The organism is Streptomyces sp. NPDC088725 (assembly GCF_044751305.1).
Taxonomy (GTDB): domain Bacteria; phylum Actinomycetota; class Actinomycetes; order Streptomycetales; family Streptomycetaceae; genus Streptomyces.
On sequence record NZ_JBIVLO010000001.1, the window covers coordinates 528,546 to 543,310 of the forward strand.

A 14,765-nucleotide genomic window follows, 5' to 3' on the forward strand; every position below is an offset into this window, starting at 1 on the left:
TCACGACTTCCCGTCAACATGTCATGGGTCTACGCTCGACGGCGTGCCTCATCAGCCGAGACCCGTGCAGCCCGGACAGGAGACGGACCCCGCCCTGCCGCTCCAGCTCAGCGTCGACCGCACCAGCCCCGTCCCGCTCTACTTCCAGCTCGCGCGACAGCTGGAGGCCGCCATCGAGCAGGGCCTTCTCGCGCCCGGCAGCCTCCTCGGCAACGAAATCCAGCTCGCGGGCCGCCTCGGTCTCTCCCGCCCCACCGTCAGGCAGGCCATCCAGACCCTGGTCGACAAGGGCCTGCTCGTGCGCCGCAGGGGCGTGGGCACGCAGGTCGTCCACAGCCGGATCAAGCGCCCGCTGGAGCTGAGCAGCCTCTACGACGACCTGGAGGCGGCCGGCCAGCGCCCGGCCACGCGTGTCCTGCGCAACACTCCGGAGCCCGCCACCGCGGAGGTCGCGGCCGCCCTCGGGGTGCCGGAGGGCAGCGAGGTGCGGCTGATCGAGCGGCTGCGGTACGCGCACGACGAGCCGATGGCGTACCTGTGCAACCACCTGCCGGCCGATCTCATCGACTACGGCACGGAGCGTCTTGAGGCCACCGGGCTCTACCGGATGTTGCGCGCGGGCGGTATCACGCTGCACAGCGCCCGCCAGGCGATCGGGGCGCGCGCCGCCACCGCCGAGGAGGCCGGGCGGCTGACCGAGCCGGTGGGGGCGCCGCTGCTCACGATGGAGCGCGTCACCTTCGACGACACCGGACGCGCCGTGGAATTCGGCTCGCACGTCTACCGCGCCTCGCGGTACGCGTTCGAGTTCCAGCTCCTCGTCCGGCCATGACCGTGTAACCCGCTATTGACGGAGCCGTACACCCCCCGTTAGAACTCCCCGATGAACACCCTCCGAACAACCTTGGCCATACTTGTCCGGCCGGGCCCGGTCCGTGTACCTCCCGTACCTCCCGGCCGCACCGAGAAGTACAGGGAGAAGGGCGCAGCGTCGTGACAAGGGTTCGGACAGGGGTACGCGCGTTCAGCGCAGTGCTGGTGGCGGTGCTCGGGGCATCGGCCCTGGCCGGATGCAGCAGTACGGGCGGCAAGCGCGCCGAGGAACGGGCGGCGAGGGCGGAGGCCCAGGGACGCGCCGCGGTGGACACACCCCGCTGGACCGTCGCCATGGTCACTCACTCGGGCGACGGTGACACCTTCTGGGACATCGTGCAGAGCGGTGCCAAGCAGGCGGCCCGGAAGGACAACATCAAGTTCCTCTACGCGCACAACGACCAGGGCCAGCAGCAGGCCCAGCTTGTCGACTCCTTCATCGACAAGAAGGTCGACGGCCTGATCGTCACGCTCGCCAAGCCCGACGCCATGAAGGACGTCCTCGCCAAGGCGCGCAAGGCCGGAATCCCGGTGATCACCGTGAACTCGGGCGCCGAGCAGTCCAAGGCGTTCGGCGCGCTCAGCCACATCGGCCAGGACGAGACCGTCGCGGGCGAGGCCGTCGGCGACGAGCTGACCAAGCGCGGCAAGAAGAAGGCCCTCTGCGTCATCCACGAGCAGGGCAACGTCGGGCACGAGCAGCGCTGCGCGGGTGCGAAGAAGACCTTCGACGGGGACATGCAGAACCTGTACGTCAACGGCACGAACATGCCGGACGTCCAGGCGTCCATCGAGGCCAAGCTCCAGGCCGACAAGAAGATCGACGCCGTGGTCACCCTCGGCGCCCCCTTCGCGGACGCCGCGGTCAAGTCGAAGGAGGCCTCGGGCAGCAAGGCCGAGGTCGACACGTTCGACCTCAACCCGAAGGTCGCCGCCTCGCTGAAGGCCGGCATCCTCGGCTTCGCCGTCGACCAGCAGCCCTACCTCCAGGGGTACGAGGCCGTGGACCTGCTCTGGCTCTACCGCTACAACGCCGACGTGCTCGGCGGCGGCCGTTCCGTCCTCACCGGGCCGCAGGTCGTCACCGCGCAGGACGCCGGCGCGCTGGAGTCCTACACGAAGCGGGGCACCCGATGACCGCGAGCGCGCCTCCCCTGAGCCCCGCGCCGGGGCCCGGGTCCGGGGCCGGGCCCGCCGGGGACGACGAGCGGCTGATGCGCGTCTCACCGCTGCGCAAGCTGCTCGGCAGGCCCGAGCTGGGATCCGTCGTCGGCGCCCTGGCGGTCTTCGTCTTCTTCGCCGTCGTGGCCGACTCGTTCCTCCAGCTGTCCAGCTTCGGCACCGTGCTGTACGCGGCCTCCACGATCGGCATCATGGCGGTGCCGGTGGCGCTGCTGATGATCGGCGGGGAGTTCGACCTCTCCGCCGGTGTGATGGTGACCAGCTCCGCGCTGATCTCCTCGATGTTCAGCTACCAGATGACCGCGAACGTCTGGGTCGGCGTCCTGGTGTCGCTGCTGGTCACCCTGGGGCTCGGGGCGTTCAACGGCTTCATGCTGACCCGTACGAAGCTGCCCAGCTTCATCATCACCCTGGGCACCTTCCTGATGCTCACCGGCCTCAACCTCGGTCTCACGAAGCTGATCAGCGGCTCGGTCTCGACCAAGAACATCGGCGACATGGAGGGCTTCTCCTCCGCCAAGAAGCTCTTCGCCTCGACGTGGACCGTCGGTGGCGTCGGCCTGAAGGTGACCATCCTGTGGTGGGCCGTGCTGGTCGCGCTGGCCACCTGGATCCTGCTGCGCACCCGCTTCGGCAACTGGATCTTCGCAGCCGGCGGCAACGCCGACGCGGCCCGCGCGGTCGGGGTGCCGGTGATGAAGACCAAGATCGTCCTGTACATGGGCGTGGCCTTCTCCGCCTGGATCTCCGGGCAGCACCTGCTCTTCTCGTTCGACGTCGTCCAGTCGGGCGAGGGCGTCGGCCAGGAGCTGATCTACATCATCGCCGCCGTCATCGGCGGCTGTCTGATCACCGGCGGCTACGGCTCCGCGATCGGCTCGGCGGTCGGCGCGGTCATCTTCGGCATGACCAGCAAGGGCATCGTGTACGCGGAGTGGAACCCGGACTGGTTCAAGTTCTTCCTCGGAGCGATGCTCCTTCTGGCCACCCTGCTGAACGCGTGGGTGCGCAAGCGTGCGGAGGCCTCACGATGACGGAAACGACCGGTACGACCGACTCGGAGCGGGCGGCGCCCGCGCTCATCGAGCTGGACGGCGTCAGTAAGTACTACGGCAATGTCCGCGCCCTGGAGGGCGTCCGTCTGGAAGTGCGCGCGGGCGAGATCAGCTGCGTCCTGGGCGACAACGGCGCGGGCAAGTCCACCCTGATCAAGATCATCTCCGGACTGCACCAGCACGACGGCGGCGACTTCCTGATCGAGGGCGAGCCGGCCACCCTGGCCTCTCCGCGCGAAGCCCTCGACCTGGGCATCGCCACCGTCTACCAGGACCTCGCCGTCGTACCGCTCATGCCGGTCTGGCGGAACTTCTTCCTCGGCTCGGAGCCGACCAGGGGCAGCGGGCCCTTCAAGCGGCTCGACGTGAAGCTGATGCGCGAGACCACCCGCGCCGAGCTGCTGCGCATGGGCATCGACCTGCGCGACGTCGACCAGCCCATCGGCACCCTGTCGGGCGGTGAGCGCCAGTGCGTGGCCATCGCGCGCGCCGTCTACTTCGGCGCGAAGGTGCTCGTCCTGGACGAGCCGACCGCGGCGCTCGGCGTGAAGCAGTCCGGCCTCGTGCTCAAGTACGTGGCCGCCGCGCGCGACGCGGGCCTCGGCGTCGTCCTCATCACGCACAACCCGCACCACGCGTATCTCGTCGGCAACCGGTTCGTCCTGCTCAAGCGCGGTGCCATGGCCGGAAGCCACACCAGGGACTCGATCACCCTGGACGAGCTGACCCGGCAGATGGCGGGCGGGTCCGAGCTGGAAGAACTCAGCCTCGAACTGGAGCACACGCCCGCTCCGGCCCCGCTCGGAGGCCGCCCGGCGGACCCGGTCTGACCCGCACGTGACCGAGGTGTGACCGGGTCGGCGTACGCCGGAGCGGGCCACGCCGCGACCCCGCCGGTCCCGGATGGCAGAATCTGGGGCGGCGGGCGCCGTCCGCCGCCGTCGCCCACCCCATCCGGGCGCCAGGCCCCGACCCCGCAGGGACGACACGACTCGTGCGAGCACCCAGGCCGACACCTGAACCCGAGCCGACGGACACGAGGGGGCCGCGCCGATGAGCACGTACCGGGACTTCCCCCACCGGGGCTCCGCGCGCGCGACCGTGCTGCGGACCGTCGGCACCCGCGAGCGCCGCTCACTGCTGACCGCGCCGCGCGTACCGACCGTCGGCATCGACATCGGCGGTACGAAGGTGATGGCCGGGGTCGTCGATCCGGACGGCAACATCCTGGAGAAGGTGCGCACCGAGACGCCCGACAAGTCCAAGAGCCCCCGGGTCGTCGAGGACACCATCGTCGAACTGGTCCTCGACCTCTCCGACCGCCACGACGTGCACGCCGTCGGCATCGGCGCGGCGGGCTGGGTCGACGCCGACCGCTCCAAGGTGCTGTTCGCGCCGCACCTCGCCTGGCGCGACGAACCCCTCAGGGACGCGCTCGCCGGGCGCCTCGCCGTGCCGGTCATGGTCGACAACGACGCCAACACCGCGGCCTGGGCGGAATGGCGCTTCGGCGCGGGACGCGGCGAGGACCACCTCGTCATGATCACGCTCGGTACCGGCATCGGCGGCGCCATCCTGGAGGACGGCCAGGTCAAGCGCGGCAAGTTCGGGGTCGCGGGTGAGTTCGGCCATATGCAGGTCGTCCCCGGCGGTCACCGCTGCCCGTGCGGCAACCGCGGCTGCTGGGAGCAGTACAGCTCGGGCAACGCGCTCGTACGGGAGGCCAAGGAACTGGCCGCCGCCGACTCGCCGGTCGCCTACAGCCTCATCGAGCGCGTCAAGGGCAACGTCCAGGAGATCACCGGACCGCTGATCACCGAACTCGCCCGTGAGGGCGACGCCATGTGCGTCGAGCTGTTCCAGGACATCGGACAGTGGCTCGGCGTCGGCATCGCCAATCTGGCCGCCGCGCTCGACCCGTCCTGCTTCGTCATCGGCGGCGGAGTCAGCGCCGCCGACGACCTGCTGATCGGCCCGGCCCGTGACGCGTTCCGCCGTCACCTCACCGGCCGCGGCTACCGCCCCGAAGCCAGGATCGTCAAGGCGCAGCTGGGCCCGGAGGCGGGCATGGTCGGCGCCGCCGACCTCGCCAGACTGGTGGCGCGCCGCTTCCGCCGCGCCACGCGCCGCCGCGTCGAACGGCACGAGCGGTACGAGCGGTACGCGCAGGCCATCAGAACTCCCCGTACGACGCAGAACCAGGAACCGCCTGCATGACCGTGACCGGAGTGCCCCCCACGCCGCCCGCGCCCCCGCCCGCGCTCCCCGGCACGGGCGGTCCCGGCGGAAAACCGCCCGAGGGCCGCGGGCACCGGATCCGCCGCCGCTGGCTGACGGCGATCGTCATCGTGCTCCTCGTCGGCATCCCGGCCGGCTATCTGGTGGTCTCCGCGGAACAGAGCCGCGACAGCGGCCGCGACAAGGAGGCGGAGTCCTCGGCGACCGGCCTCCAGGCGCTGACTCCGGCCCGGATGAAGCGCCGCATCTACGAGGTGCCCATCCCGGCGGGGGCCACCCGGGTGCGCTACTACGAGACCAGTAACTGGAAGTCCAGCCGGCTGTACACGCAGTTCGACGTCACCTCGGGCCGGCTGGACACCTTCCTGTCGGACCTGGGCACCAGCCGCGCGGCCCTGAAGGACGGCGCCATCACCATCCCGGCCCGCGACCGGCGCGTCGTCGGCTGGGACTTCGGCCTCCCCGGTCACAACTGGGCGGGCCTCCGGCACCGGCAGAAAGACCCGCTGCCCAGCCAGGACGTCGTCGTCGACCTCACCGACCCGGGCTTTCCCCGGGTGTTCGTCGTCTCCACGACGACTCCGTGACCCGGGGTGCCGCCCTCCCCGGCACGACGCCGGAACGGCTGAAACGACAGAGCCCCGCCGGATTCCGGCGGGGCTCGCGCGCGGCTGACCGCGTCAGGGACGGCTGGTCAGGTAGCCGCCCATCGATGTGAAGTACTCCGTCGCGGGTAGCTCCCGGCCGTCCTCCGTGCGTACGCGCGTGATGGCCAGGCCGTGGTTGCGGCCGGTGCGGGCGTCGGCTCCGGCGACGATGACCACGCCTTCGCCCTCGCGGTAGAAGATACGGCCGGGCGTACCGCCGTAGCGGTTCTCGGAGACCACCGCGCCGAGGACTTCGAGCCGCTTGCCCTTGTGGAAGGTGAAGGCGCTGGGATATGGCGCGGACTGCGCGCGGACCAGGCGGGCGAGGTCCTCCGCCGGCCAGGTCCAGTCGATGCGGATGTCCTCGGTGGACCGCTTGTGGAAGAAGCTCGCCTCGGAGCGGTCCTGCTTGGTGAACTCCGTCTGCCCGGCGGCGATGAGGTCCAGCGCGCCGATGGTGACCGGGGCGATGAGGCCGACCGTCTTGTGGAAGAGGTCGGTCGCGGTGTCCTCGGGGCCTACCGGTACCGCCTCCTGCCGGACGATGTCGCCGGCGTCGAGTTCGTCGTCCATCATGTGCGCGGTGACGCCCACTTCGGGCTCGCCGTTGATCAGGGCCCAGATCAGCGGGGAGAAGCCGGCGTACTTCGGCAGCAGCGAGTCGTGGACGTTCAGCGTGCCGTGGCGCGGGAGGCCGAAGATGTGCGGCGGGATCCACGTACGCCAGTTGTTGGCCACGATGATGTCCGGGTCGGCCTCCTTGAGGCGCGTGAACAGCTCCTCGTCGTCCGGGCGGTTGCGGATCAGCACCGGGACACCGTGCTCCTCGGCGAGGTCCGCGACGGAGTCGCTCCAGATCTTCTCGTAGGCGTGCTCGCTCTTGGGATGCGTCACGACCAGCACCACGTCGTGCTCGGACTCCAGAAGGGCTTGCAGGGTGCGGTGGCCCCAGGTCTGGTAACCGAACATGACGACCCGCATGGGGGTTCCTCCTCTGGGCAGGGACGGACTGGCGGCAAGTAAAGCAAGGCTTGCCTAAGTTTGCAACAGAGGCATTCTGAAGCCCCATTGACGGCACATCAGTACCCGCTCGTCCGGTTTGTCCTGTCGACAGCGGCGCTTGATTAGCTTAGGCTCACCTAAGTTCCACCGGGTCGCTCTGTCGGCGTGCCCACCTTTTCGCACCTTCCCCCACGCCTGACAGGCGATTCCCCGCACGATGGGAGTGACATGTCACAGGTTCTTCCTGGCGACGCACCACTGGTCCACGACCTCATTGGCATCGGCTTCGGACCCTCCAATGTGGCCATGGCGATCGCGCTCAGTGAGCACAACACACGTGTCGGCAGGGAGGAGTCGGTCACCGCGCACTTCTTCGAGCAGCAGCCGGGCTTCGGCTGGCACCGCGGCATGCTGATCGACGACGCCACCATGCAGGTGTCCTTCCTCAAGGACCTGGTGACGCTCCGGAACCCGGCCAGCGAGCACAGCTTCCTCTGCTACCTGCAGAGCAAGGGCCGGCTGATCGACTTCATCAACCACAAGAACCTCTTTCCGCTGCGGGTCGAGTTCCACGACTACCTGGAGTGGGCCGCGGCCAAGGTCGACGACATGGTCTCCTACGGCCACGAGGTCGTCTCTGTCACGCCGTTCGTCCACGACGGCACCGTGGAGTACCTGGACGTGACCGTCAGGTCGGGGGAGGGCCTCGAGGTCCACCGGGCCCGCAACCTCGTCATCGGCACCGGACTGCGCCCCGTCGTGCCGGAAGGCGTGGAGCGCGGCGAACGTGTCTGGCACAACTCCGATCTGCTGCGGAAGGTCGACAGCCTGGAGGGCACCTCGCCCGCGCGGTTCGTCGTCGTGGGCGCCGGACAGAGCGCCGCCGAGAACGTCGCCTACCTGCACCGCCGCTTCCCCGAGGCCGAGGTCTGCGCGGTCTTCTCCCGCTACGGCTACAGCCCTGCCGACGACAGCAGCTTCGCCAACCGGATCTTCGACCCGCAGGCGGTCGACGACTACTTCGCCGCGCCCGACGACGTCAAGGGCCGGCTGATGGCCTACCACGGCAACACCAACTACTCCGTGGTGGACATCGACTTGATCGACGACCTGTACCGGGAGATGTACCGCGAGAAGGTCCTCGGCACCGAACGGCTGCGCTTCCTCAACGTCTCCCGGGTCACCGGCGTCGAGGAGACGTCCGACGGCGTCCGCGCCACCGTGTCCTCGCTCGTCACGGGTGAGGAAACACCCCTGGAGGCCGATGTCGTGGTGTTCGCCACCGGCTACAGCCCCGCCGACCCGCTCGGCCTCCTCGGCGAGGTCGCCGACAGCTGCCTGCGCGACGACGAGGGCCGCGTCCGCGTCGAGCGCGACTACCGCGTCGTGACGGACTCCGCCCTGCGCTGCGGTATCTATCTCCAGGGCGGCACGGAACACACGCACGGCATCACGACGTCCCTGCTGTCCAACACCGCGATACGGGTCGGCGAGATCCTGGACTCGCTGCTCGGCCGGGGCGTCACGTCCGCCTCCGGCGACGCCAGGCCGGTTGCCGGAGGCACCGGCAACACCGTCCGCGGATAACGTACGCCGACATGAGCACGACTGCGGTGGAACGTCCCGCGCCGGCCGGCACAACAGATGCCCGCCGGCGGCGGGTTGTGGGTCTGGGCGCCCTTGTGGTGCTCCTGGTGATCGCGGCGGCGGCCTCCCTGGCCGTCGGCGCGCGGGCGTTGAGTCCCGCCGAGGTCTGGCACGGGCTGTTCGCGGGGCCCGACTCCGACCAACGGCTCACCGAGATCAGGCTGATCGTGCGGACCGTGCGGGTGCCCAGGACCGTGCTCGCGATCGTGGCGGGCACCGCTCTGGGGGTCGGCGGTGCGCTGATCCAGGGGTACACCCGCAACCCCATAGCCGACACAGGCCTGTTGGGGGTGAACGCGGGCGCCTCGTTCGCCGTGGTGTCGGCGATCACTGTATTCGGGTTCACCAACCCGTTCCAGTACGTGTGGTTCGCTTTCGTGGGGGCGGCCGTCGCCGGCGTGGTCGTCTTCGGCCTCGCGAGCATCGGCCGGGGCGCGGGCAACCCGCTGACGCTCGCGCTGGCCGGGCAGGGCATCACCGTGTTCCTCGCGGCGATGACCACGGCGATCGCGCTGTCCGACCAGAAGTCGCTGAACGCGCTGCGGTTCTGGAACGCGGGCTCCGTGGCCGGTGCCGGATTCGACGTCATCCGGCCGGTGGCCGCGTTCGTGGCCGCCGGACTGCTGCTGACGCTGATCACGCTGCCCGCGCTCAACCTGCTCAACCTGGGCGACGACGTGGCGCGCGGTCTTGGCGTGAACATCGCGCGGAGCAGGACGATCGGCATTGTCGCCATCACGCTGCTCGCGGGCGCGGCCACGGCGGCGTGCGGCCCCATCGCGTTCCTCGGGCTCATGGTGGCCCACGTCGCGCGGTATCTGACCGGGCCCGACTACCGCTGGCTGGTGCCGTACGCGGGTCTGCTCGGCTCCGTCGTCCTGCTGCTCTGCGACATCGTGGGGCGCCTGGTCGTGCGGCCCGGTGAGTTGGACGCGGGTGTCACGGTCGCCCTCCTCGGCGCCCCGTTCTTCGCGGTGCTGGTATGGCGCGGAAAGCTCAAGAACGCATGAACGGGGCGGACATGAACCCATCGGTGGCGCCGGGCCTGCGGCTCGGCAGCGTCTCGTTCGTATGGCGGCCCCGGCTCGTCGTGGTCACGCTGCTGCTGGCGGCGGCGGCCTTCCTGGTGTTCTGCCTCTCCATCAGTGTCGGGGACTTCCCCATCGGCCTGTCCCGGGTGATCGCCACGCTCCTCGGCCGGGGCGAGCAGGTCGACGAGTTCGTCGTCATGGACCTGCGGATGCCGCGTTCCCTGGCCGGCCTCGTCGTGGGGATCGCGCTGGGGATGTCCGGAGCGATCACCCAGTCGGTCGCGCGCAACCCCCTTGCCAGTCCGGACATTCTGGGCATCACCGGAGGAGCCGGCGCGGTCGCGGTGTTCCTGGTGACGGTGTCGGGCGGGACCGCCGCGGCGGTCGTCAGCTCGGTGGGCCTGTCCGCCGCGGCGCTCGCGGGCGGTCTCGGCACGGGGCTGCTGGTGTACTTCCTGGCGTGGCGGCGCGGGATCGACGGCTTCCGCCTCATCCTCATCGGCATCTCGGTGAGCGCCGTGACGGAGGCGATCACGACCTGGCTGCTGGTCTCGGCCGACATCAGGGACGTGGCCAGGGCCCAGGCGTGGCTGGTCGGTTCGCTGGACGACCGGTCGTGGGACGAGGTGCGGGTGACGCTCTGGTGCACGCTCGTCCTCATGGTCGTCGTGGCCGGTGTCGCGTTCCAGTTCAAGCCGATGCATCTCGGCGACGAGGTCGCCGCCGGGCTGGGCGTCCGGTACACGAGAGTGCGTGCGGTCCTGCTGTTGTGCGCGGTCCTGCTGGCCGCCGCCGCGGTGAGCGCGGCGGGCCCGGTCCCGTTCGTCGCGCTGGTGGCGCCGCAAGTGGCGATGCGGCTGGCGAAGGTCCCGACGCCACCGATACTGGCCTCCGGCCTGGTGGGGGCGGTGCTGCTGAACGGCGCCGACCTGGTCGCGCGCGCGGCGCTGCCGGTCAGCCTTCCGGTCGGTGTGGTCACCGCCGCGATCGGCGGTCCGTTCCTTGTCTGGCTGCTGGTGCGCGCGAACCTCAGGCAGACGTAGAAGAAGTCAGGCGAACCTCAACAAGGGGGACTTGTGGCCACTCAGTTCATCACCGAGACGGAGTCCGGGGTCAAGGACGCGGCACGGCTCGCGGCCAGGGGCGTCACGGTCGGCTACGGCGGCCGGACGGTCATCGACGGCCTCGACGTGGCGATACCGCCGGGGGTGATCACCACGATCATCGGCCCCAACGGCTGTGGTAAATCAACCCTGTTGCGGACTCTGACCCGGCTGCTCAAACCGGCCGCCGGGGCGGTCGTGCTGGACGGCGAGGACATCGCCGCGCTCAGGACCAGGGACGTGGCGAAGAAGCTCGGTCTGCTGCCGCAGGCGCCGGTCGCTCCCGAGGGGCTGACGGTGGCCGACCTGGTCGCCAGGGGCCGCCATCCGCACCAGAGCTGGCTGCGGCAGTGGTCGTCGGACGACGCCGGTGTCGTGGAGCGCGCGCTGGCCATGACCGGTGTGTCCGACCTGGCCGACCGTCCGGTCGACTCGCTGTCGGGTGGACAGCGCCAGCGCGTCTGGATCTCGATGACCCTGGCCCAGGGCACCGACCTGCTGCTGCTGGACGAGCCGACCACCTATCTGGACCTGGCCCACGCGCTCGACGTGCTCGACCTGGTGGACGACCTGCACGAGTCGGGACGGACCGTGGTCATGGTGCTGCACGACCTCAATCTCGCCACGCGCTACAGCGACAACCTCATCGTGATGCGGGAGGGCTCGATCCTGGCGCAGGGGCATCCGCGCGACGTGATCACCGCCGAGCTGCTGGACGAGGCGTTCGGGCTGCGGGCCAGGGTGATTGACGACCCGGTGGGCGACCGGCCGCTCATCGTGCCGATCGGCCGTACGCACGTCCCCGGGCTCGGCCAGTAGGGCTCCCCGGGCCGGGAAACGCCGGGAGCAGCGGCGGGAGCAGCGCCGGGAGAAGCGCCGGGAGAAGCGGCGGGAGAAGCGCCGGGAGAAGCGCCGGGAAGAGTGCCCAACTCGGCCCAGGAAAAGGTGAAAATACAAGTTAGGATAGGCTAGCCTCAGTTCTGAGGATCATGGTTGCGCGACCCTGCCCCGGGGGCGCAGTGGACGGCGCGAAAGCAAGGGATTTCGGATGCTTTTCCATCGAACGACGCGTGTGACGTCATGGCGGCGGGTGACGGCGACACTGTCCGCCGCGGCCCTCGGCGTCGGCCTTCTCGCGGGATGCGGTTCCGGCGCGGCGGACAAGAAGAGCGACGACGCTCCCGCTGCCGCCTCCGGCGCGTTCCCCGTCTCCGTGGAACACGCGTTCGGGTCCACGGAGATCACCGAGGCTCCGCAGCGCGTTGTCACCGTGGGCTACACGGACGACCAGGCCGTCCTGGCGCTCGGCACCAAGCCCGTCGGCATGGTCGACCAGTACCCGAACCCGGCCGGCAAGTCCCCCGACATCAACACCCAGTGGCCCTGGGTGAAGGCCGAGTGGGGCGACACCCGTCCCGAGGTCATCATGAACAACGGTGACTCCGGCCCCAACTACGAGAAGATCGCAGCCCTGCGGCCCGACCTGATCGTCGCGGTCTACTCCGAGATCGACCGGGCCGGCTACGACAAGCTCTCCAAGATCGCCCCGACGGTCGGCCGCACGAAGGGCGAGAAGGTGCCCTTCAGCGCTCCGTGGCAGGACAACGCGGTCCAGATCGCCAAGGCGCTCGGCAAGGGGGACGAGGGCACCAAGCTGGTGGCGGGCATCCAGGGCAAGCTCGACGCGGCCAAGAAGGCGCACCCCGAGTTCGCCGGCCAGACCGCCGTCGCGCTGTCCTGGTACAAGGACTCGGTGGCGCCGTTCACCTCCACCGATGTGCGCGGACGGCTGGTGACGGGTACGGGCTTCTCGTACCAGACCAAGATCGACAAGATCGCGGACGGCAACTTCTCCACCGAGCTCTCCCCCGAGCGCGTCGACCTCGTCGATGTCGACCGCATCTTCGTCATCGCCGACAAGGCGGACCAGGACGCGCTGAAGAAGTTCAAGCTGTTCACCAACCTGGACGCCGTGAAGAGCGGCAAGGTCTCGTACGTGCTGGACAGCGAGGGCCCGGCGGTCGGCGCTGCCATGTCGCAGGGCACTCTGCTGTCCCTGCCGTACGCGATCGACGAGCTCGTCAAGTCGGTCGGCTAGCGATGGCCGCCAACCCGTCCCGCCCCCGCCCCCGTTCCGGCGTGGTCTCCGCGTGAGCGCCACCGACACGCGCACCGCACCGGCGGCCATGCGCACGGCGACCGGACGCGAAGGCACCCGTTGGGTGCGGACGCACTGCCGCGAGAGGCCATGGCTGACGTCGGCCACCGTGCTCACCACGGTGGCCGGGGCGGCGCTCCAGATCCTCCCGGTCCTGCTGCTCGGCCGGGTGGTCGACGGAGTGGTCGAGGGCGAAACGCGCTCGGTGCTGGTCACGGTCGGAGTGGTGATGGTGGTGGCCGCGCTGCTCGGCGCGGCCACCACCGCCGTGTCGACGTACCTCATCGGACGGTTGGGCGCGGATCTGCTCGCGCGGTTGCGGGAAGGTGCCGTCCGCGCCGTGCTGGGTATGCCGAGCGAGCGCGTCGAGCGGGTCGGCCGGGGAGATGTGCTGTCCCGGGTCGGTGACGATGTGGCCGTGCTGTCCAAGGGCATTCGGACGGCCATCCCCACGGTGTTCTCCGCCGGAGTGCTGGTCGTCATCGCCACGGCCGGCATGTTCGGCCTGGACTGGCGCCTCGGTCTCGCGGGCGCCGGCGCACTGCCCGCGTACGCGCTGGCCCTGCGCTGGTACCTGCCCAGGTCGGCGCCGCTCTACCGGAAGCAGCGGGCCGCCCAGGCCGACCGCGCGCAGGCGCTGATCAGCGGTCTGAACGGGATCGACACGGTCCGGGCGTACCGCCTCGAGGACGCCGTCCGCGAGAAGGTCACCGGCGAGTCGTGGCGGGTGCGCGAACTCGGCGTCGAGGTGTTCCGGTTCTTCGGACGGTTCGTCGGCAGGGAGAACCGCGCCGAATTCATCGGACTGGTCCTGATCCTGGTGGTGGGGTACGCCCTGCTGGAGGCCGACGCGGCCACCCTGGGCGAGGTGTCGGCGGCGCCGCTGATGTTCCACCGGCTGTTCACCCCGCTGGGCGCGATCATGTTCACTTTCGACGAGGCGCAGAAGTCGGGCGCGAGCCTGACCCGTCTGGTCGGGGTGCTGGCGGAGCCCGCGGAGGAGCGTCTGGTGGGCGATGTGTCCGTCGCGCCGGCGGACGCCGGGCCGTATGCCGTGACGGTGGAGGGGCTGACGTTCAGTTATCCGGGCACCGAGGAGCCGGTCCTGCGGGACGTGAACGTGTCCATCCCGGCGGGCGGTTCGCTCGCTCTGGTGGGCGCGACGGGCGCGGGCAAGTCGACGCTGGCCGCGCTGGTCGCCGGCACCGGGACCCCGCAGGCCGGGTCCGTGCGCATCGGACCGCACGACCTCGGCGAGCTGGACGAGGCCGGGGCGCGGGCCCTGGTGAGCATCCTGACGCAGGAGACGCATGTGTTCTCCGGTCCGCTCGCCGACGACCTGCGGCTCGCCGCGCCTGAGGCGGACGACGACCGGCTGGTGGACGCGCTGCGCACGGTCGGCGCCGACGGGTGGGTGGAGTCGCTGCCCGACGGGCTGAACACCATGGTCGGCGAGGGCGGCGAGCGCCTCGACGTCACCAGGGTCGCCCAGATCGCCTTGGCCCGGATGGTGTTGAGCCGGTCGCAGGTGGTGGTGCTGGACGAGTCGACGGCGGAGGCGGGCAGCGAGGGCGCCGCCGAGCTGGAGCGCGCCGTGCTGGCCGCGTGCTCGGGCAGGACCACGCTGTTCGTGGCGCACCGGCTGACCCAGGCCATGGCGGCGGACCGGATCGCCGTGCTGGACGCGGGGCGCGTGGTGGAGGAAGGAACGCACCAGGAGCTGGTGGCCCTCGGCGGCCAGTACGCGCGTCTGTGGCGGGCCTGGCGCGAGGGTAGTTAGGCAAGCAGTAGTTAGGTAAGCCTAAGTTAGGTTAGGCTAACTTGCATGC

The 14,765-nt window shown here is 70.2% G+C and carries 13 protein-coding genes; 12 read left to right on the forward strand and 1 reads right to left on the reverse strand.

Annotation, left to right across the window (positions count from 1 at the left end):
- Positions 1-94 precede the first annotated feature (94 nt).
- The 6 genes from ACIP6N_RS02310 to ACIP6N_RS02335 all read left to right on the forward strand — a co-directional run bounded on the left by ACIP6N_RS02310 (position 95) and on the right by ACIP6N_RS02335 (position 5,935).
- A complete protein-coding gene (locus ACIP6N_RS02310) occupies positions 95-832 on the forward strand; it encodes a GntR family transcriptional regulator (RefSeq protein WP_401812623.1) in 738 nt (245 codons plus the stop codon).
- Positions 833-993: 161 nt separating this feature from the next.
- Complete coding sequence (locus ACIP6N_RS02315; RefSeq protein ID WP_401812144.1) at positions 994-2,010, forward strand: sugar ABC transporter substrate-binding protein; 1,017 nt, start codon at positions 994-996, stop codon at positions 2,008-2,010.
- Complete coding sequence (locus tag ACIP6N_RS02320) at positions 2,007-3,089, forward strand: ABC transporter permease (protein ID WP_401812146.1); 1,083 nt, start codon at positions 2,007-2,009, stop codon at positions 3,087-3,089. The genes ACIP6N_RS02315 and ACIP6N_RS02320 overlap by 4 nt, the downstream gene beginning before the upstream one ends.
- Positions 3,086-3,940, forward strand: coding sequence for an ATP-binding cassette domain-containing protein (locus ACIP6N_RS02325; protein ID WP_401812147.1), 855 nt, complete (start codon positions 3,086-3,088; stop codon positions 3,938-3,940). The genes ACIP6N_RS02320 and ACIP6N_RS02325 overlap by 4 nt, the downstream gene beginning before the upstream one ends.
- Positions 3,941-4,163: 223 nt before the next feature.
- Positions 4,164-5,327: an ROK family glucokinase gene (locus ACIP6N_RS02330; RefSeq protein ID WP_401812149.1), complete on the forward strand. Its 1,164-nt coding sequence runs from the start codon at positions 4,164-4,166 to the stop codon at positions 5,325-5,327.
- On the forward strand, positions 5,324-5,935 hold the full coding sequence (locus tag ACIP6N_RS02335; protein WP_401812150.1) for a hypothetical protein: 612 nt from the start codon (positions 5,324-5,326) through the stop codon (positions 5,933-5,935). The genes ACIP6N_RS02330 and ACIP6N_RS02335 overlap by 4 nt, the downstream gene beginning before the upstream one ends.
- Before the next feature lie 93 nt (positions 5,936-6,028).
- On the opposite strand, the gene ACIP6N_RS02340 is transcribed toward ACIP6N_RS02335, so the two are convergent.
- The gene (locus tag ACIP6N_RS02340; RefSeq protein WP_401812152.1) at positions 6,029-6,976 is read right to left on the reverse strand and encodes a methionyl-tRNA formyltransferase; all 948 of its coding nucleotides are present in this window, start codon (positions 6,974-6,976) and stop codon (positions 6,029-6,031) included.
- Between the two features lie 249 nt (positions 6,977-7,225).
- On the opposite strand from ACIP6N_RS02340, the gene ACIP6N_RS02345 reads away from it, so the two are divergent.
- From ACIP6N_RS02345 to ACIP6N_RS02370, 6 genes are all read left to right on the forward strand, one after another.
- Positions 7,226-8,584, forward strand: coding sequence for a lysine N(6)-hydroxylase/L-ornithine N(5)-oxygenase family protein (locus tag ACIP6N_RS02345; RefSeq protein ID WP_401812154.1), 1,359 nt, complete (start codon positions 7,226-7,228; stop codon positions 8,582-8,584).
- Positions 8,585-8,595: 11 nt separating this feature from the next.
- A complete protein-coding gene (locus tag ACIP6N_RS02350; RefSeq protein ID WP_401812156.1) occupies positions 8,596-9,654 on the forward strand; it encodes a FecCD family ABC transporter permease in 1,059 nt (352 codons plus the stop codon).
- Complete coding sequence (locus ACIP6N_RS02355; protein ID WP_401812157.1) at positions 9,651-10,718, forward strand: FecCD family ABC transporter permease; 1,068 nt, start codon at positions 9,651-9,653, stop codon at positions 10,716-10,718. The genes ACIP6N_RS02350 and ACIP6N_RS02355 overlap by 4 nt, the downstream gene beginning before the upstream one ends.
- Before the next feature lie 33 nt (positions 10,719-10,751).
- Entirely contained in the window at positions 10,752-11,597 is an 846-nt protein-coding gene (locus tag ACIP6N_RS02360) for an ABC transporter ATP-binding protein (RefSeq protein WP_401812158.1), read from the forward strand.
- Positions 11,598-11,826: 229 nt separating this feature from the next.
- Positions 11,827-12,876 carry an iron-siderophore ABC transporter substrate-binding protein gene (locus ACIP6N_RS02365; RefSeq protein WP_401812160.1) on the forward strand — a complete coding sequence of 350 codons (1,050 nt, stop codon included), beginning with the start codon at positions 11,827-11,829 and terminating at the stop codon, positions 12,874-12,876.
- Between the two features lie 52 nt (positions 12,877-12,928).
- Positions 12,929-14,716: an ABC transporter ATP-binding protein gene (locus tag ACIP6N_RS02370; protein ID WP_401812161.1), complete on the forward strand. Its 1,788-nt coding sequence runs from the start codon at positions 12,929-12,931 to the stop codon at positions 14,714-14,716.
- The last annotated feature ends 49 nt before the right edge of the window (positions 14,717-14,765 follow it).

What these genes read in the sequence shown, in the direction of transcription:
- ACIP6N_RS02320 (WP_401812146.1), top strand. Translation starts at nt 2,007, where the DNA reads ATGACCGCGAGCGCGCCTCCCCTGAGCCCCGCGCCGGGGCCCGGGTCC.
- ACIP6N_RS02325 (WP_401812147.1), top strand. Translation starts at nt 3,086, where the DNA reads ATGACGGAAACGACCGGTACGACCGACTCGGAGCGGGCGGCGCCCGCG.
- ACIP6N_RS02330 (WP_401812149.1), top strand. Translation starts at nt 4,164, where the DNA reads ATGAGCACGTACCGGGACTTCCCCCACCGGGGCTCCGCGCGCGCGACC.
- ACIP6N_RS02335 (WP_401812150.1), top strand. Translation starts at nt 5,324, where the DNA reads ATGACCGTGACCGGAGTGCCCCCCACGCCGCCCGCGCCCCCGCCCGCG.
- ACIP6N_RS02340 (WP_401812152.1), bottom strand. Translation starts at nt 6,976, where the DNA reads ATGCGGGTCGTCATGTTCGGTTACCAGACCTGGGGCCACCGCACCCTG.
- ACIP6N_RS02345 (WP_401812154.1), top strand. Translation starts at nt 7,226, where the DNA reads ATGTCACAGGTTCTTCCTGGCGACGCACCACTGGTCCACGACCTCATT.
- ACIP6N_RS02350 (WP_401812156.1), top strand. Translation starts at nt 8,596, where the DNA reads ATGAGCACGACTGCGGTGGAACGTCCCGCGCCGGCCGGCACAACAGAT.
- ACIP6N_RS02355 (WP_401812157.1), top strand. Translation starts at nt 9,651, where the DNA reads ATGAACGGGGCGGACATGAACCCATCGGTGGCGCCGGGCCTGCGGCTC.
- ACIP6N_RS02365 (WP_401812160.1), top strand. Translation starts at nt 11,827, where the DNA reads ATGCTTTTCCATCGAACGACGCGTGTGACGTCATGGCGGCGGGTGACG.